Origin of the sequence: Amycolatopsis sp. cg9, assembly GCF_041346945.1 — a bacterium.
In the GTDB taxonomy this organism is placed as follows: Bacteria; Actinomycetota; Actinomycetes; order Mycobacteriales; family Pseudonocardiaceae; genus Amycolatopsis.
The window spans coordinates 1,281,162-1,297,169 of sequence record NZ_CP166850.1 but is presented as its reverse complement, the minus strand read 5'-3'; the positions used below and the strand labels follow the sequence as shown (position 1 = coordinate 1,297,169).

Genomic DNA, 16,008 nt, shown 5'->3' with positions numbered 1-16,008 from the left:
GGTTCCGGTGTGCTCGCGCCACACCGGCGCTGAGCACGAGCCAGGGCGTGCGCGGCGGCGGTAGCGGATGAGCCAGCCGCGGGGGTAGCCGCCGCCGTGGCGGGTGGGCCATGTTCGGTTCGGGTCGGCGGTTGTCCGGCCTGCTTCACGCCGATCGGTTTGCTCGCCATCCATCAGCGCGCCTTCGCTCGCGGTGCACCGGGTGCACGTAATCGGGTGGCCGGGGTCCGGGGCGCGGTCTTCCAGCGTAGAACGGGAGACGCCGGGCGGGGTTCGCCCAGCCGAGTGGTCTCGCTACCGGGCGGTGCCGAGTTCGAAGCGGCCGCGCCGGGCCAGTACGGCCCAGACGACCTTGCCGCCGGCCCGGGAGCGGCTGTACCCCCAGTGTCGCGCGGTCTGGGCGACCAGCATGAGCCCGACCCCGTGCTGGCGGTGGTGGGGCCGTTCGCGCAGCACGGCCGGCCGCGGGTCGTTGTCGGCCACCGCGACGGTGAAGACGCCGCGGCACAGCTCCAGCCGGAGCCTCGGGTTCGACGTCGTGTGCCGGATCGCGTTCTCGACCAGCTCGGTCGCGATCACCGAAGCGTCGTCGACGAAGCCCGGTGCGTTCCACGCCGCGCAGACCCGGCTCACGAACTCCCGGCTGACCGCGGACGCGTTCGGCGAGGCGGTCAGCAGCTGCACCGCCCGCAGGCGGGGCGGGTGGTCGCGGGCCCGCTCGGCCGTGGGGACGTCCGCGAAGACCGGGAAGCGTCGCTGCGCCGCCATGGCGGTCAGGTGGTCCTCGCGGTCGGTCACGACGGCGAAGGGGATCCCCGGCCACCGGCTGATCCGCCCGGCGATGACCGAAAACACCGTCATCGCGGTGTCGTCGCCGATGTCGAGGCCCCGGATGTCGGCGATGACGCACTCCGGCGCTTCGGTGGCCACCTTGAGCACCGTGTCGCGGAGTTCGGGGTAGCCGGCCGAGGTCAAGGTGCCGGTCACGGTCGCCACGGTGGACTCCGCCCGCTCCTCCAGGACCAGGAGCAGACCGCCTCCGGTGGTCACTGTTCCGCCTCGGCGGCGCCACGAGCCCGCGCTGCCACTGCCGCTGTCGCGGTGATCATCACTGCCCTCCGCCCGGTTCGGCCACTTCGGGGTGGCACCGCCGGGGTCCGGGGCGGACGCGACCGAGGATAGCCCGGTCCGGAGTCAGACGGTGATGACGACTTTGCCCCGCGCGTGGCCTTCCGCCAGGTACCGGACGGCTTCGGGGACTTCGCTGAGCGGGTAGGTCCGGTCGATGACCGGCGTGAGGCGGCCCGCTTCGAAGTGTTCTTCGAGCGCGCGGAGGTCGGCGCCGTTCTCCTTCGACGTCAGCATGCGCAGGTGCTGGCGCATGAACGGCGAAAGCAGCGCGGCGAGGACCGAGCGCTGGAACCCGCCCGTCCACCTCCCGCCGGTTTCGCCGCCGACGATGACGAGGGTTCCTTCGGGGGCCAGTGCACGTCGCAGGTGGGCCAGCGGGCGGTTGCCCGCGGTGTCGAGGATGAGGTCGTAGTGGCGGGTCCCGTCGGCGAAGTCCTCGCGGGTGTAGTCGACGACCTCGGCCGCGCCGAGCCGGCGGACCAGGTCGGTCTTCGACGTGCTGCAGACGCCGGTGACGTGCGCGCCGTAGACCTCGGCCAGCTGGACCGCGAACGTCCCGATCCCGCCGGAGGCGCCGATGACCAGCACGCGCTGCCCGGCCCGCAGCCGGCCGACGTCGCGAAGTCCCTGCAACGCGGTCGTCGCCGAAATCGGGACCGCCGCGGCCTGGTCGAAGGTGAGACGGGCCGGCTTGGGCGCCACATCGCCCGCTTGGACGATCGCGTATTCGGCGAAGGAGCCGTCACACGTCCCGTACACGTCGTCGCCCGGGCGGAACCGCGTCACGTCCTTGCCGACCGCCTCGACGCGCCCGGCCAAAGCGCGGCCCCGCACCCGGTCCTTCGGGCCCCGGAAGCCGTACCCGAGCAACCGGATCAGGTACGGCAGCCCGGTCATCACGTGCCAGACGCCGGGGTCGAGACCGGCCGCGTGCACCCGGACGAGCAGGTCGGCGTCGCCGACGACCGGTCGGGTGATGTCTTGCAGGCTCAGGACTTCGGCCGGGCCGTAGGTGTTTTGGACGATCGCCCGCATGGTGGTCTCCTCGTCACGGACCCGCGTGGTTCGCGGGCACCGGCGTCTCGGTGGGCTCCACGGGCTCGGGGCCACCGGGCTCCTCGCCGCCGCCGTCGAGGCGGAACGGCGGCTACCGGTCGGTCATCAGCGCGGCGTAGACCGCGACGCGCAGGCCCCAGCGCTGGATGCCGACGATGAAGTCGAACAACGGCCGGGGGTAGCGGCCGGTGAACGTCAGGACGATCGCCGCGATCAGCACGAGCAGGCCGACGAGGCTGCCGCCCCACGCCCAGCTGCGGTCGTCGAGGCCCCAAGCCGCGCCGGTTCCGCCGCCGATCAGGATCGCGAGGACGAGGTAGTGGGGGATGGCCAGCAGCCACCACTTGACCAGCACGAGCCCGCGCGACAGCTGTTCGGGGTACTCGACGTGCAGCGTGGCCGGGTAGCCGGGTGCTTCGCGGAGGCTGAACGGCGGGTAGCGGTCGGTGCCGAGGGCGCCGTAGCCGTAGTAGGTCACCCGCCAGCTCCACCGCAGGACCCCGACGTTGAAGTCGAAGATCTTCCGCGGGTACCGGCCGGTGATCAGGATCGCGAAGAACGCCACGACGCTGAGCACCCAGAACGCGACCCACAGGGCGATGAGCACCAGTACGTGCGGGACGAGCACAGCCATTTCACCAGCCAAAGCCCCCGGGACAACGGGGTGTCGAGCACGGCCCGGACGCGGACGGGGTAGGACCGGTCCGGCGGGCCGGCGTTCCGTGGTTGCGCATGGGTCTCGGTCATTTCCTCGCCCCAATCTGTACGGCGTACAATAACTGTACGCCGTACAGAGACGTTCCGATACGGCGAGCAGGAGGAAAAGTGGACAAAAAGGGCCGCCCCGGTCCCCGGCGGACTTTGAGCGAGCAGGTCATCCTCGACGCGGCGCTGGCGCTGCTCGCCGAGCGCGGTTCGGACGCGGTTTCGGTCCGCGGGATCGCGGCCCGGGTCGGCGTGGCGCCCAACGCGGTGTACACCTACTTCCCGGACAAGGCCGCGGTGGTGCGCGGACTGGCGGAGCACCTCCTCGGCCGCGTGAACCACGACCGGTTCACCGATCCGGCGCAGCCGTGGCGCGACCGCATCCGGGCCCTCGCCCTCGAACTGCGCGCGGAGCTGCAAGCCCATCCCGGGTCGGTGCACCTCATGCTCGGCCACCCGCCCGACGGCCCCCACACGCAGGCCGTCCGCGAAACACTGCTGGCCATCCTGACCGACGCCGGGTTGGGGCCGGCGGCCGCCGCCGACGCGTCCTACCTGATCAACGTGCACATCCTCGGCTCGGTGGCGATGGAAGTCGCCGCGGCACCGGAAGGGGACGGCGTGGCGGCCACCCGGTTCCGCTGGGGCATCGACCGGCTGCTCGACGGCCTCGCCGCGCACGCCGTGACCACCGGCAATTCGTGACTGTCCGGCCGGACTCCGAGGACTAGACTGGGAACCGAGCCCCAGACCTCGGCGACCTGTTTCCCGGTGCCGGCCGGTTCGGTCCGGCGCCCGGCCCGGACGGCGAGGCGCACGATGGTGGGACGCGTGGTGGTGGTCCTGATCGGGCCGGTTCGCCTCCTGGCCGCGATCGGTGTCCCGCGCACGCCGGGCAATGCCGTGGCCGTGCTCGCCACCGACGCGCTCGACCGCGATCCCCGTCCGCACCCGGTCACCCGGAATTGACCGGGTGGGGAGGCGCACCATGGCGACGGTCGACGGCACGCTCCTCGCGGCGGCGGTGGCGGGGGACCGCACCGCGACGGAAGCGCTGCTCGGCATGCTGCGCCCGGACGTTCTGCGGTATTGCCGCGCGCGGCTGGGAGATCGGCGGCACCGCGACAGCGACGCGGAAGACTGCGCGCAGGAGGTCCTGCTCGGCGTGCTGAAGGCGTTGCCGCGCTACCGGTGCGGCGCCGGCGAGTTCCTGGACTTCGTCCACGGCGTCGCCGCGCACGAGGTCGTCGACGCGCACCGACGGCACGGGGAAGACGTCAGCGTCCCGGTCCCGGAATTCGTCCAGGCGCCCTCGCCGCAACCGGGGCCGCTCGGCCACCTCGAGGACCTCGAGCGGCGGCAGCGGCTGCACCGCCTGCTCGACCTGCTGGCGCCGCAGCAGCGGGACGTCGTGATCCTGCGGGTGATGTTCGGCCTGTCCGGCCGGGACACGGCCGACGTGCCCGGGATCGCCGGCACATCGCCGCCTCGCGGGTTCCGTGACGGCGTGGGCGGGACCGTTGGTGTGAGTAGGATCGGCGGACGAAGCCGCGACAGCGGAGCTGATCCGGACCCGGTCGTGTCCGAGTTGGTGTGGCGATCACGAGCACCGACCCGGAAGGAACCCGATGCTGGAACGCGAAGCGTGCCGGTGGTGATGCGCGGTGGCTGAGGTCGAGGTCCTGCGCGCGAGCGTGCTGGCCGCACTGGGCGAGATCGGCGCCGGGACCGGGGTCGACGTCGTCGGCCGGGTGTGCCGGGCGTGCGTGCGCCTGCTGCCGGTGGACGGCGCGGCGGTGTCGGTGATGGTCGAGGCCGGGCACCGCGAGGTCGTCTACGCCAGCGACGCGGTGAGCACGGCGCTGGCGGAACTGCAGTTTTCCCTTGGTGAAGGGCCGTGTTTCGAGGCGTACACCGTCGGCGGGCCGGTTCTGGTGCCGGACCTGGCCGCCGGGCCGCCGCCGGCGTGGCCGGTGTTCGCCGCCGAGGCCGCGGCGCACCCGGTGGCGGCGTTGTTCACCTTTCCGGTGCAGATCGGGGCGGTGCGGGTGGCGACCCTCGACACCTACCGCAGCACGCCGGGTTCGCTGACCGCCGGGGAGCTGTCGACGGCGCTGCAGGTGGCCGACATCGCCGCCCTCGCGCTGTCCGGGCTGCGCGGCGGGGGCGGTCGCTGGCTGGACGGCGACGGGCGGTGGATGGAAAGCACGGGAATGCGGTACCGGGAGGTGCACCAGGCCACCGGAATGCTGATCGCCCACCTGGACCTGCCCGCCTCCGCCGCCTTGGCCCGGCTGCGTGCTTACGCGTACGGGCACGGCCGTTCCCTGCTCGACGTCGCGGGCGACATCGTGGCCGGGCGGCTGAGATTGGACGAGGAGTTCGGATGAGGACCACCATGGAAGCAGCCGAGGAACCAGGAGATGGTGGGCATGGCCGACCGTGAACGACAGGTGACCCGGGCGTTCGTCGCGCTGGCGGACACGCTGGTCGACGACTACGACGTCGCTGATCTGCTGCACACCTTGGTGCGGCAGTGCGTCGACTTGCTCGACGTCGCGGCGGCGGGGCTGACGCTGGCCGACGAGCGGGGTGGCTTGCAGGTGCTGGCCTCTTCCACCGAGCAGGCGCGGCTGCTGGAGCTGTTCCAGCTCGACATCGACGAAGGCCCCTGCGTCGAATGCTTCACCACCAGCACGCCGGTGCTGGTGGCCGACATCGCCGCGCAGTCGGGGCGGTGGCCGCGGTTCGCGGCCGAGGCGGCCAAGGAGGGGTTCGCGTCGGTGCACGCGCTGCCCCTGCGGTTGCGCAGGCAGACGATCGGCGCGCTGAACCTGTTCGGGCAAAACCCGGGCGAGCTGTCGGCCGACGACGTCGCGCTGGCGCAAGGCCTGGCCGACACCGCGACCATCGGCATCCTCCACGAACGGGCCTTCCGCCAAGGCGAGATCCTGTCCGAGCAGCTGCAGACCGCGTTGAACAGCCGGGTGATCATCGAGCAGGCCAAGGGCGTGCTCGCCATCAGCGGGCAGCTCAGCATGGAAGCGGCCTTCTCGGTGTTGCGCGGCTACGCCCGGCGGAACAACCTCCGGCTCAGCGACGTGGCCCGCGCCCTGGCCGACCGGGACCTCGCGCCCGCGCTCGTGCTGGCCCCGTCGGGGACGCCCCGCTCCGGCTGACCGGACCCGGACCGTCCTCAGTGGACATCGGGGTTTCACCGGGACCCGCTCAGCCGGCGCCGGGCTCAGGCCCGGACGGTCACCGGGAACTTCGCCGGGCCGCGCAGGTTGATCCGGCCGTTCCACTCCAGCGTTCCCGCGAACCCCAGGTCCGGGAACCGCTGCACGAGGCGGCTGATGGCCACCTGACCTTCCAGCCGGGCCAGCGCCGCGCCCAGGCAGTGGTGGGGGCCCGCGCCGAACGACACCTGGTGGCGGGCTTCCGGGCGGTCCAGGCGCAGCCGGGCCGCGTCCGGGCCGAAGAACCGCTCGTCGCGGTTGGCCGAGGCCAAGCAGGCCAGGACGAAGGTGCCCGCCGGGATTTCCTTCCCGGCCACCGTGTGCGGGGAAGTCGTGATCCGCCGGGTCTGCTGCACCGGCGAGTCGTAGCGCAGGAACTCCTCGACCGCGTTCGGCGCCAGGTCCGGTCGCGAGCGCAGCAGGGAAAGCTGATCCGGGTTGCGCAGCAACGCGTTCACGCCGTTGGCGATCAGGTTGACCGTCGTCTCGTGGCCCGCCACGTACAGCAGGACCACCTGGGCCACCAGCTCGTCGCCGTCGAGGACCTGGCCGTCGTGCTCCGCCGCGATCAACGCCGTCAGCAGGTCGTCGGCCGGGTGGTCGCGCTTCCACGCGATCACCTGACGGGTGATCGCCGACAGTTCGGCGTCCGCCTCCGTGATCGCCCGGGCGGTTTCCTCGTCCGCCACGACCTCCAAGGAGCGCACCAGGGTTCCGCTCAGCTCGCGGATGCGCGCGTGGTCGGTCGGCGGCATGCCGAGCATCGTCGAAATGACCGCGAACGGCAGCGGGAACGCCAGTTCCTCGACCAGGTCCGAGGCGCCCTTCTCGGCCATCCGCTCCAGTGCGTCGTCGACGAGCGAGACGATCTGCGGTTCGAGCGCGGCGACCGCGCGGCGGGTGAACACCTTCGTCACCAGCGAGCGCAGGCGGGTGTGGTCGGGCGGGTCGCGGTCGAGCATCGACAGGTTCAGCGCGCCGGGTTCCGCGTCGGGGGCCAGCGCGGCCTGCTGGTCGAGCAGCGGGCCCGCGGCCAGGTGCCGGACCTCCACCGACAGCCCGGCGCGCAGCAGCGCCGAGACGTCTTCGTAGCGCGAGACGAACCAGAAACCCAGCGGGTGGTTCTGCACCGGGTCTTCGTCGCGAAGCAGCTTGTAGTGCGCGTACGGGTCTTCGAAGAACCCTGGCGCGAACGGGTTGAAGAGCAGCTCGTCGGTGTTCGTCATCGCAAACCCCCAGAGATACCTACGCCGTGTCGGTGACATACGCAGTGTATGTCCTATGCTTTGCGCATGTCGACCGTCAAGAGCCGGCGGGAGCAGTACTCCGAGGCCACCCGGGCCGCCCTGTTGTCGGCGGCCACCCGCCGGTTCGCCGAACGCGGCTTCGGCGGCACGGCGCTGGAGGACATCGCCGCCGACATCCAGGCGACGCGCGGCGCGATCTACCACCACTTCGCGAACAAGACGGCACTCTTCGAGGCGGTGTTCGAGCAGCTGGAGACCGACGCGATGGAGCTGTCCGCGGCGGCCGCGGGCCGCGCGGCCGATCCGTGGGCGGCGGCCTTCGCCGCGCTCGACGCGTTCCTCGACCGCTGCTGCGACCCGGTGTACGGCCGGCTGGTCTGGCAGGAAGCCCCGATCGCCCTCGGCTGGCTGCGCTGGCAGGCGGCCGAGGAACAGTTCGCGTACGGCCTCGTCGAACAGCTGATCAAGGCGCTGGTGGACGGTGGCGACATCGACGACCAGCCGCTGGAGACGACGACCCGCCTGGTGTTCGGCATGCTCGGCACGGCCGGGATGGCGCTGGCCGAAGCGTCCGATGTGGACAAAGCGCGGCTGAAGGCCGAATACACTGCCGTCATCGGCCGGATGGCCGCGGGGTTGCGCCCCTCGAAGTGACGGCGACGATTCGTCGCCGCGAGGCCGTTCGTTCCGGAAAGAACGGCGCCGGACACCTTTTTCAAGGGGGCTTCTGCGGCTATTCGGACACATTCGTGTTTAAGGGGGCACCCTGCGTAGCACTTGTGGAGTCTGTGTAAGCTCCGGATTCGCTTGACCGGGTGATCACTCACCCGAATCGGTGGCCGCCGCGATCGACGCCTGTCATCTGCGCGGCCCTCACGTCGTGGTTCGGGCTCGGATAGGAGATTTATGCAGGTCAGGTCAGCTCTCGTGCGTGGCGGGATCGCGGTGCTCGCCGCGGCCGCCGCCGTCATGGTCAGCGCCCCGTCGGCCCTCGCGGACGACGGCGCGGCGCGTGGCCGGGTCAGCGAGAACGCGGGCACCGTCGGCTACCGGCTCAACCTCGAGGGCGGCGGTGACTACATCACCAAGCTGTTCTCGCTGAAGCTGTCCGACGGCAGCACGCTCAAGCTCTACTGCGTGCAGATCACCGTCGGCATGCGCACCGACGTCGACATGGTCGAGCGGCCGTGGAACAAGTACCCCGCCGCGAACTCGCCGTTCGAGAAGAACAGCGCGAAGATCAACTGGGTGCTGCACCACGGCTACCCGGGTGTCGCCCTCGACGCGCTGGGCAGCACGCTGGCGAAGGCGGGCGTCAAGGTCAACGACGGCATCTCCGAGCGCGAGGCCATCGCCGCGACGCAGGCCGCCGTGTGGCACTTCAGCGACGGCGTGAACCTGAACCTCACGAAGCCGCTGGCCGAGAACAACCCGGCCGAGGCCAACGCCGACGTCGCCGCGCTGTACGGCTACCTGACCGGCGACGAGAACAAGGGCATCGCCCAGCAGCCGAAGCCGACCCTGAACGTCGCCGCGGACAAGACCGAAGGCGCCGCGGGCACCAAGATCGGCCCGTTCAGCGTCGCGACCTCCGGTGACATCACGTCGCTGACCACCGAGCTGCCCGACGGCGTCAAGGTCACCGACGCCGACGGCAAGGAGCTGAAGTCCGCGGACGTCAAGGACGGCAGCAAGCTGTTCGTCGACGTCCCGGCCGACGCGAAGCCGGGCAACGGCTCGTTCTCGCTCAAGGTCACCGGCGAGCTGGACACCGGCCGCCTGTTCGTCGCCGACAACTACGCCAAGAAGCCGGCGCAGTCGCTGATCGTCGCGGACTCGGAGAAGACCCAGGTGACCGCGAAGGCGGCCGCGACCTGGACCGAGGCGGGCGCCCCGGCCACCAGCACCGCGCCGACCACCCCGGGTGGCGCGCAGTCCGGTGGCGGCGACCTGGCCAACACCGGTGTCGACGCCGCGGTTCCGTTCGGCGTCGGCGGCCTGCTGCTGGGCGGCGGCGCGCTGATGCTGCTGGTCAACCGGCGTCGCAGCCGCGCGTAAGCAAGACCCGTGAACGGGGCCGGTCCACTGTGGACCGGCCCCGTTTTCGTGTCCGGACTACGACGTTCGGATTGCGATCATCGGGGCACAACCGGACGAATCGCCCGGTAATTGGTCTAGACTTTTCCGCCATGCGCGGTACCACCGTTCCGCTGGGGACCCCCTGCCCGACACCGCGGGCGGGCGAACTGCCGATGCACCGGCTGGAGGTGCCTGCCCCGCACGCGCCCCCGATCGCCGTCGGCACCTTCGACGAGCTCGGGCCGCTGTCGCGCGCGGAGTTCCCGCACCGGCACACCTTCCACGAGCTCGTCCACGTCACCGGCGGCACCGGCACGCACGTCGTCGAGCTGGCGCGCTGGCCGCTGCGCCCGCCCCACCTCGGCTTCATCGCGCCGGGGCAGGTGCACCAGTGGGCGGACGTCCGCGGCCTCACCGGCCACGTCGTCGTGTTCACCGACGAGTTCCTCCTCGACTACCCGGCCGACCGCGAGCTGCTGCGCCGGCTGAGCGCGCGGCCGTGGCTGGAACTGGACGCCCGCGCGAACGCCGGCGTCACGCGGCTGATCGCCGACCTGGCGGACGAACACCGCCGCGGCGGCGAGGAATCCGAGTCGGTGCTGCGCGCGCTGCTGCACGTCCTCGTCGTGCGCGCGGGCCGGCTGCCGGGGACGCCGGAAGCGCCGCCCGCGCCCGCCGGGGCGGTGGCGGCGGAGTTCGCCCGGCTCGCCGCCCGCACCGAACTCGGGCTGTGGTCGGTGACCGCGCACGCCGAACGCATCGGCGTCACCCCCGGTCACCTCACCGAAGCGGTGAAGGCGGCGACCGGCCGCACCGCCGCGCAGCTGCTGCGCGAGGCGCGGACCCGGGAGGCGCAGCGGTTCCTGCTCCGGACGGACCTGACCGTCCGGCAGGTCGCGAGCCGCGTCGGGTTCGCCGACCCCGCCTACTTCTGCCGGTTCTTCCGCCGGGAGACCGGGCTCAGCCCCGGCGACTTCCGGCGCGGCGGGGAGATTCACCACGACTGACCGGTCCAGTCCATCGTCGCCCGGCGGGTGCGCTGCCTACGTTCGAGGGGATCCCCGACGCCCCCACGAGGAGCAAGGCATGGACGAAGAGAACAAGCTCAGCCGCAAGACGGTGCTCAAGGCCGCGCTCGCGGCGGGCGTCGCCGCGCCGGTCGCGCTGATCGGCGGCCCCGCGCTCGCCCGCACCACCGTCGCCGCCGGCACCGTCCCGGCGCTGACCCCGGAGTGCCACGACGGCGACGAGCCGACCATCGCGCAGACCGAAGGCCCGTACTTCAAGCCGAACTCGCCCGAGCGGACCAACCTCGTCACGCCCGGCACCCAGGGCACCCGGCTCACCGTCACCGGGTACGTCTTCGGCCTCGCGTGCCAGCCGGTCAACCGCGCCCTGCTGGACTTCTGGCAGGCGGACGTCAACGGCGCCTACGACAACACCGGCTACACCTTCCGCGGCCACCAGTACACCAACGCCCAAGGCGCGTTCACGCTGTCCACGATCGTGCCCGGCCTCTACCCGGGCCGGACGCGGCACATCCACGTCAAGGTGCAGGCCCCCGGCCGGCCGATCCTGACCACGCAGCTCTACTTCCCCAACGAGCCGCGCAACAACACCGACACGATCTTCGACGCGCGGCTGCTGATGACCGTGCGCGACAACGGCTCCGCGAAGGAGGCCGCGTTCGACTTCGTGCTCAACGTGCCGCAGACCGGCACCCCGACGCCACCGACGTCCACGACGACGCCGACCGGCGGACCGACCTCCACGCCACCCGGGGGCACCTCCTGGGCGGTGGGCACCAGTTACGCGGCGGGTGCCCGGGTCACCTACGGCGGGCAGGGGTACGTGTGCCTGCAGGGGCACACCGCCCAGCCGGGCTGGGAACCCCCGAACGTCCCCGCCCTGTGGCGGGCCGGGTGACTCGCCTGCCGAGGAGCTCCTGAGGAGGGAGGGAAGAACCGGCGGGTCCCGGTCCGCACACCGGGGCCCGCCGACCCCAGAATCCGCCCGTTAGGGGTCGACGCGGGACGGACGGCCTGCCAGATTGGCGAGCATGAGCATTTCCATCGAAGCCGCGGAGTGGATCCGGCGCTTCCACCCGGCGCCGGCCGCGCCGGCGCGGCTGGTGTGCTTCCCGCACGCCGGGGGATCGGCGAGCTACTTCCACCCCGTGTCGGCGGCGCTGGCCCCGTCGGTGGAGGTGCTGGCCGTGCAGTACCCCGGCCGCCAGGACCGGTACGCCGAACCGCCGGTGGACGACCTGTTCGTGCTGGCCGACCAGCTGGTGGAGGTGCTCGCCCCGGAGCTCACCGGGCCGGTCGCGTTCTTCGGCCACAGCATGGGCGCCAGCCTGGCGTTCGAGGTGGCGCGGCGGCTCGAGGAACGCGGTACGCGGCTGCTCGCCCTGTTCGTCTCCGGGCGGCGCGCGCCTTCGGCGTTCCGCGACGAGCGGGTCCACGAGAAGGACGACGACGAGCTGCTGGCCGAGGTCAAGCGGCTCAGCGGCACCGACTCGCGGGTGCTGGAGGACGACGAGATCCTCCGCATGGTGCTGCCCGCGCTGCGCAGCGACTACAAGGCGGCGGAGCTCTACCGTTACCGCCCGGGCCCGGACGTCGGCTGCCCGGTGGTCGCCTTGATCGGCGACCGCGACCCGAAGGTCACCGAGGCCGAGGCGCGGCAGTGGGCGGAGCGGACGTCCGGCGAGTTCGAGCTGCGCACTTACCCGGGCGGCCACTTCTACCTCAACGACCACGCCGCGGCGGTCATCCGGCTGATCGGCGAACGGCTCGCCCGCTGAGCGAGCGAGCCGTCCGCGTCCGGGTTCAGCAGTAGAGGTTCGCGCCGGGGTCGACCCCGAGGACCGAGGCGATCTGGCGGTACTTCGAGACCCGGCTTTCGACCTGGGCGGGGTTGCCGCCGTTGCACTCGATCGAGCCGTTGATGCTGCGGATGGTCTCGCCGAACCCGCGGCTGTTGACCATCGCGTTGTGCGGGGTCATCGTGCCGGGACCGCTCTGGGTGTTCCAGTACCAGAGCCCGGTCTTCCACGCGACGGCCGAGTTCTGCTCGACCTGCCAGGGGTTGCCGAGCAGGTCGATGCCGAGCGCGTCGCCGGCGGCCTTGTAGTTGAAGTTCCAGCTCAACTGGATCGGGCCGCGGCCGTAGTAGGCGGCCTGGCCGGCCGGGCAGCCGTAGGACTGGTTCCAGTCGCAGTAGTGCGGGTAGTTGGCCGTGTTCTGCTCGACGATGTAGACGAGCCCGCCGGTCTCGTGGTTGACGTTCGCCAGGAACGCGGCCGCTTCCTGCTTCTTCACGGTGTCACTGCCCGTGTTCGCGAAGCCGGGGTACGCCGACAGGGCCGCGGTCAGGCCGCTGTAGCTGTAGAAGCTGTTGCGGCCGGGGAAGATCTGGTTGAACTGGGCCTCGCTGACGACGAACGAGCCGGGGTTGCCCGGGTCGGTGCCGCCGCCGCAGCTGTAGGGCTCCCAGTACCAGGTGCTGATGATGGGGTCGTAGCCCGGGTTGGCGTTCTTGGCGCGGTAGTAGCTGCCGTTGGTGTACTTGACGATCGCACCGACGTCGTACCACTGGCCCGCGACCCAGTTCGGGTAGCTGCACGTGGTGCCGCCGCCCCCGCCGTCGCAGCTGTAGGGCTCCCAGTACCAGGTGCTGATGATGGGGTCGTAGCCCGGGTTGGCGTTCTTGGCGCGGTAGTAGCTGCCGTTGGTGTACTTGACGACCGCGCCGACGTCGTACCACTGGCCGGCGACCCAGTTGGGCCCGCTGCAGGCGGCGGCCGCGGCCTGCGGGGCCTGACCGGTGGCGGCGGGCACGCCGAGCACGAGTGCGGCGGCGGCGAACGCTGACAGGACCGCGACAAGACGTCTTCTCAAGACTGGCTCACTCCTTCGGCCACGACGGAGTCCGGGCGCGGGGGCGCCCGGTGTCGGAGGGGGTGTGCTCATCCGGCCGGGACGAGGGTGACACCGGTCACTAGAGCAGATTGGTCTAGTCCAGTCAAGAAAGCCGCCGATCCGGGCAACGGGTCTGCGCGAACGTCCGCCGGGACGCGGTCCCGGATCCGGTCAGCGCGCCGGTTCTTCACCGCGGGATCACGCGTTGCTGCCTGATCGGGGGGAGTGGCCGGGCCCGGGCCCGGCCGTCCCCTCGTCACCGCGCTTGCGGGATCCGCACCCGTGCGGCCGGCGCGAGCTGCAGGATGCGCTGCAGCCGGGCGCGGCCCAGCCGGTGGAGCATCTCCCCGAGCTCCTCCGACGCGATGCTCCCTTCGAGGTCGACCCGCGTCACCTTGACGACGCGGTCGATCTCCGAGGCGGGCAGCCTGCCCGCGAACTCCCCGGCCAGCCACACCCCGACCTCGTCCACGACGTCGTCCGCCCGGTGGCTCCGTACGGTCATCGCTCTCCTCGTTTCGGATCGCCCTGCTTGCCCAGGTCGGAGCCGGAAAATCCCGGTCCGACGCAGGTCGGACGACGGAGTGGCGGAGCCATGACGCGGAATCGGCGAAGTTCCGCGCACAAACGCTTTCCGTGTCGTGACCGGTGGGTACGGTGACCGGCCTTGTCACTCACACGGCTCGGCTGCCTACTGCCGTTGTCCGCCGATCGGGTGGAAAACGGGGGAACCTCGCCCGGGAGGCGTCCCGGACAGGACCCTGGAGGCGTCCGGTAGTGCGGGCGTTCCCTCGCGGGATGCGGAAACGGAGACGCGATCCATGGGCCGGTACGACCGGACCGACCTCGGGGCCTACAGCCTGGGGTTGCTCGAGACCGCCGAGGCGGCACGCGTGGAGCGGCACCTGGCGGCGTGCCAGGACTGCCGCCAGGAGGTCCGCGAGTTCGAGGCCGTCCGCGGCATGCTCGACCACCTCGCCCAGGTCAAGTCCACTTAGGACACATCCGGAAACTGTCGGTGCCCGCCGGTAGCGTCCGCGCCGTGACCGACGACCAGTTCCTGAACCCCACCCGGGCCACGTACGCGATCGTGGCCGAGAGCTACGACCGGTTCGTGCCCCCGCTCGCCGAAGACGTCCAAGACCGCGCGCTGTTCACGGCGTTCGCCGACCTGGTGGGCGAGGGCCCGGTCGCCGACCTCGGCTGCGGCACCGGGCGCGTGACGGCGTTCCTGGCCGGGGCGGGCCTGGACGTCGTCGGTGTCGACCTGTCGCCGGAGATGCTCGCCGTCGCCCGTCGCGAGCACTCCGGCCTGCGGTTTTCCGAGGGATCCTTGCTCGCGCTGGACCTGCCGGACGGCGGTCTAGCCGGCGCGGTGGCGTGGTACTCGATCATCCACACACCGCCGTCGCGGCTGCCGGCCGTGTGCGCCGAGCTGTTCCGGGTGCTGCGCCCGGGCGGCTACCTGCAGCTGGGGTTCCACGTCGGTGACCGGCGGCACCACCGCAGCGACGGCTACGGCCACGACGGGTTTTCGCTCGACATCTACTGGCTGCCGGTGGAGCGGGTCTGCGCGCTGGTGACCGAGGCCGGGTTCGAGGTCGTCACGCAGGTGCTGCGCGATCCGGCGGCGCGGGTGCCGCAGGGGAGGGTGCTGGCGCGGAAACCGGAGTGAACTTCAGCGGGACGCGGCGGCCTTGATCGTCCGCAGCACGGGCGCGGTCTCCAGTGTCCGGACCTCGTCGAGCGCGCCCAACCGGCGGGTCAGGTAGCGGTGCAGCGCGGCCGCGTCCGGGCAGAGGGCCAGCGCGACCAGGTTGGCCGGGCCGGTCGTGGCGGCGACGAGCGCGAGTTCTTCGTGCGTGGCGAGGGTCTTCGCGACGTGGTCGAGGTGCGCCGGCGCCACGGCCATCCAGAGCAGCGCCTGCGTCGTCGCGCCCAGCGGCGCCGGGTCGATCTCGAGGTCGAAGAACACCGTGCCGCCGGCCTGGAGGTCCGCCAGCCGGCGCGCGACGGTCGCCGCCGACCAGCCGGTCGCGGTGGCCAGTTCGGCGAGGCTCGCGCGGCCGTCCCGCTGCAGTGCGGCCAGTAAATCGGTGTCGTCGCCGGTCAGCGGCTTGCCTCCGCCCGTCGCCGGTGGCGTCAACGCCGCGACCTGCGCCGCGTCGAGCGAGTTCGCCCGGCCGAGCCACGCGGTCGGGCCGCCGAAGTAGCGGTGCAGCAGCTGGTGCGCCGACACCGCGGTGACGCTCGCCGTGCGCGGGATGTCGCGCAGCAGCAGCGAATGATCGCTCGCGGCCGGCGTCTGGACGTTCACGCAGATCTCGGTGCCGCCGGACACGAGCTTGATCCACGCGGTGTCCGCGCGGCGCGCGAGCGCGTGGGCGATGTCCTGCGCGGCCTGCGGCGTCGCGGTCAGCCGGACCATCCACTCGGCCTGCCCGGCGCGTTGCGGATCCGGCAAGCCGACGACGCGAAGGGACGCTTCGGCGCGAAGCCGCCGGTAGCGCCGCGCGACGGTCTGCGTCGAGACGCCGAGGACGTCACCGATCTTCGTGAACGGCGCCCGGCCGTCGACGTGCAGCGCGTGGACCAGCGCGCGGTCGACGGCGTCCAGGGTGGTCATAT

The 16,008-nt window shown here is 71.9% G+C and carries 18 protein-coding genes and 1 pseudogene; 12 read left to right on the top strand and 7 right to left on the bottom strand.

Annotation, left to right across the window (positions count from 1 at the left end; genetic code table 11):
• Positions 1–294: 294 nt before the first annotated feature.
• The 3 genes and pseudogenes from AB5J73_RS05755 to AB5J73_RS05745 form a co-directional block, all read right to left on the bottom strand.
• On the bottom strand, positions 295–1,050 hold the full coding sequence (locus AB5J73_RS05755) for an ATP-binding protein (protein WP_370968666.1): 756 nt from the start codon (positions 1,048–1,050) through the stop codon (positions 295–297).
• A gap of 144 nt (positions 1,051–1,194) precedes the next feature.
• Entirely contained in the window at positions 1,195–2,166 is a 972-nt protein-coding gene (locus AB5J73_RS05750; protein ID WP_370968665.1) for an NAD(P)-dependent alcohol dehydrogenase, read from the bottom strand.
• Positions 2,167–2,203: 37 nt separating this feature from the next.
• Positions 2,204–2,934, bottom strand: a pseudogene (locus AB5J73_RS05745) (DUF4389 domain-containing protein); the annotation flags it as partial.
• Positions 2,935–3,012: 78 nt separating this feature from the next.
• On the opposite strand from AB5J73_RS05745, the gene AB5J73_RS05740 reads away from it, so the two are divergent.
• From AB5J73_RS05740 to AB5J73_RS05720, 5 genes are all read left to right on the top strand, one after another.
• A complete protein-coding gene (locus tag AB5J73_RS05740) occupies positions 3,013–3,597 on the top strand; it encodes a TetR/AcrR family transcriptional regulator (protein ID WP_370968664.1) in 585 nt (194 codons plus the stop codon).
• A gap of 126 nt (positions 3,598–3,723) precedes the next feature.
• A complete protein-coding gene (locus AB5J73_RS05735) occupies positions 3,724–3,861 on the top strand; it encodes a hypothetical protein (RefSeq protein WP_370968663.1) in 138 nt (45 codons plus the stop codon).
• Positions 3,862–3,880: 19 nt separating this feature from the next.
• On the top strand, positions 3,881–4,564 hold the full coding sequence (locus AB5J73_RS05730) for a sigma-70 family RNA polymerase sigma factor (protein ID WP_370968662.1): 684 nt from the start codon (positions 3,881–3,883) through the stop codon (positions 4,562–4,564).
• On the top strand, positions 4,557–5,282 hold the full coding sequence (locus AB5J73_RS05725; protein WP_370968661.1) for a GAF domain-containing protein: 726 nt from the start codon (positions 4,557–4,559) through the stop codon (positions 5,280–5,282). The genes AB5J73_RS05730 and AB5J73_RS05725 overlap by 8 nt, the downstream gene beginning before the upstream one ends.
• Positions 5,283–5,324: 42 nt before the next feature.
• Positions 5,325–6,071 carry a GAF and ANTAR domain-containing protein gene (locus tag AB5J73_RS05720; RefSeq protein ID WP_370968660.1) on the top strand — a complete coding sequence of 249 codons (747 nt, stop codon included), beginning with the start codon at positions 5,325–5,327 and terminating at the stop codon, positions 6,069–6,071.
• A gap of 65 nt (positions 6,072–6,136) precedes the next feature.
• On the opposite strand, the gene AB5J73_RS05715 is transcribed toward AB5J73_RS05720, so the two are convergent.
• Positions 6,137–7,357, bottom strand: coding sequence for a cytochrome P450 (locus tag AB5J73_RS05715; protein ID WP_370968659.1), 1,221 nt, complete (start codon positions 7,355–7,357; stop codon positions 6,137–6,139).
• Between the two features lie 66 nt (positions 7,358–7,423).
• Here AB5J73_RS05715 and AB5J73_RS05710 point away from each other — a divergent pair, with 66 nt between their 5' ends.
• The 5 genes from AB5J73_RS05710 to AB5J73_RS05690 all read left to right on the top strand — a co-directional run bounded on the left by AB5J73_RS05710 (position 7,424) and on the right by AB5J73_RS05690 (position 12,263).
• Positions 7,424–8,032 carry a TetR family transcriptional regulator gene (locus tag AB5J73_RS05710; protein ID WP_370968658.1) on the top strand — a complete coding sequence of 203 codons (609 nt, stop codon included), beginning with the start codon at positions 7,424–7,426 and terminating at the stop codon, positions 8,030–8,032.
• Positions 8,033–8,305: 273 nt separating this feature from the next.
• A complete protein-coding gene (locus tag AB5J73_RS05705) occupies positions 8,306–9,436 on the top strand; it encodes a thioester domain-containing protein (protein ID WP_370968657.1) in 1,131 nt (376 codons plus the stop codon).
• 131 nt (positions 9,437–9,567) lie between these two features.
• Positions 9,568–10,464: an AraC family transcriptional regulator gene (locus AB5J73_RS05700; RefSeq protein ID WP_370968656.1), complete on the top strand. Its 897-nt coding sequence runs from the start codon at positions 9,568–9,570 to the stop codon at positions 10,462–10,464.
• A 79-nt stretch (positions 10,465–10,543) separates the two neighbouring features.
• Positions 10,544–11,383 (top strand): carbohydrate-binding protein, encoded by an 840-nt coding sequence (locus AB5J73_RS05695; RefSeq protein ID WP_370968655.1) that lies wholly within the window; start codon positions 10,544–10,546, stop codon positions 11,381–11,383.
• A 133-nt stretch (positions 11,384–11,516) separates the two neighbouring features.
• A complete protein-coding gene (locus AB5J73_RS05690; RefSeq protein WP_370968654.1) occupies positions 11,517–12,263 on the top strand; it encodes a thioesterase II family protein in 747 nt (248 codons plus the stop codon).
• Positions 12,264–12,288: 25 nt separating this feature from the next.
• Here the strand turns inward: AB5J73_RS05690 and AB5J73_RS05685 are convergent, their stop codons facing one another.
• Positions 12,289–13,359, bottom strand: a complete 1,071-nt coding sequence (locus AB5J73_RS05685; protein WP_370968653.1) for a chitinase — start codon at positions 13,357–13,359, stop codon at positions 12,289–12,291.
• Positions 13,360–13,636: 277 nt separating this feature from the next.
• Positions 13,637–13,885 (bottom strand): hypothetical protein, encoded by a 249-nt coding sequence (locus AB5J73_RS05680; RefSeq protein ID WP_370968652.1) that lies wholly within the window; start codon positions 13,883–13,885, stop codon positions 13,637–13,639.
• Between the two features lie 316 nt (positions 13,886–14,201).
• On the opposite strand from AB5J73_RS05680, the gene AB5J73_RS05675 reads away from it, so the two are divergent.
• Both AB5J73_RS05675 and AB5J73_RS05670 read left to right on the top strand, forming a co-directional pair.
• The gene (locus AB5J73_RS05675; RefSeq protein ID WP_370968651.1) at positions 14,202–14,378 is read left to right on the top strand and encodes a zf-HC2 domain-containing protein; all 177 of its coding nucleotides are present in this window, start codon (positions 14,202–14,204) and stop codon (positions 14,376–14,378) included.
• A 44-nt stretch (positions 14,379–14,422) separates the two neighbouring features.
• The gene (locus AB5J73_RS05670; RefSeq protein WP_370968650.1) at positions 14,423–15,055 is read left to right on the top strand and encodes a class I SAM-dependent methyltransferase; all 633 of its coding nucleotides are present in this window, start codon (positions 14,423–14,425) and stop codon (positions 15,053–15,055) included.
• Between the two features lie 3 nt (positions 15,056–15,058).
• On the opposite strand, the gene AB5J73_RS05665 is transcribed toward AB5J73_RS05670, so the two are convergent.
• A complete protein-coding gene (locus AB5J73_RS05665; protein WP_370968649.1) occupies positions 15,059–16,006 on the bottom strand; it encodes an Lrp/AsnC family transcriptional regulator in 948 nt (315 codons plus the stop codon).
• Positions 16,007–16,008 lie beyond the last annotated feature (2 nt).

Coding starts and splice junctions, on each gene's coding strand:
- AB5J73_RS05750 (WP_370968665.1), bottom strand. CDS start 2,166: ATGCGGGCGATCGTCCAAAACACCTACGGCCCGGCCGAAGTCCTGAGC.
- AB5J73_RS05730 (WP_370968662.1), top strand. CDS start 3,881: ATGGCGACGGTCGACGGCACGCTCCTCGCGGCGGCGGTGGCGGGGGAC.
- AB5J73_RS05720 (WP_370968660.1), top strand. CDS start 5,325: ATGGCCGACCGTGAACGACAGGTGACCCGGGCGTTCGTCGCGCTGGCG.
- AB5J73_RS05715 (WP_370968659.1), bottom strand. CDS start 7,357: ATGACGAACACCGACGAGCTGCTCTTCAACCCGTTCGCGCCAGGGTTC.
- AB5J73_RS05710 (WP_370968658.1), top strand. CDS start 7,424: ATGTCGACCGTCAAGAGCCGGCGGGAGCAGTACTCCGAGGCCACCCGG.
- AB5J73_RS05700 (WP_370968656.1), top strand. CDS start 9,568: ATGCGCGGTACCACCGTTCCGCTGGGGACCCCCTGCCCGACACCGCGG.
- AB5J73_RS05695 (WP_370968655.1), top strand. CDS start 10,544: ATGGACGAAGAGAACAAGCTCAGCCGCAAGACGGTGCTCAAGGCCGCG.
- AB5J73_RS05690 (WP_370968654.1), top strand. CDS start 11,517: ATGAGCATTTCCATCGAAGCCGCGGAGTGGATCCGGCGCTTCCACCCG.
- AB5J73_RS05680 (WP_370968652.1), bottom strand. CDS start 13,885: ATGACCGTACGGAGCCACCGGGCGGACGACGTCGTGGACGAGGTCGGG.
- AB5J73_RS05675 (WP_370968651.1), top strand. CDS start 14,202: ATGGGCCGGTACGACCGGACCGACCTCGGGGCCTACAGCCTGGGGTTG.
- AB5J73_RS05665 (WP_370968649.1), bottom strand. CDS start 16,006: ATGACCACCCTGGACGCCGTCGACCGCGCGCTGGTCCACGCGCTGCAC.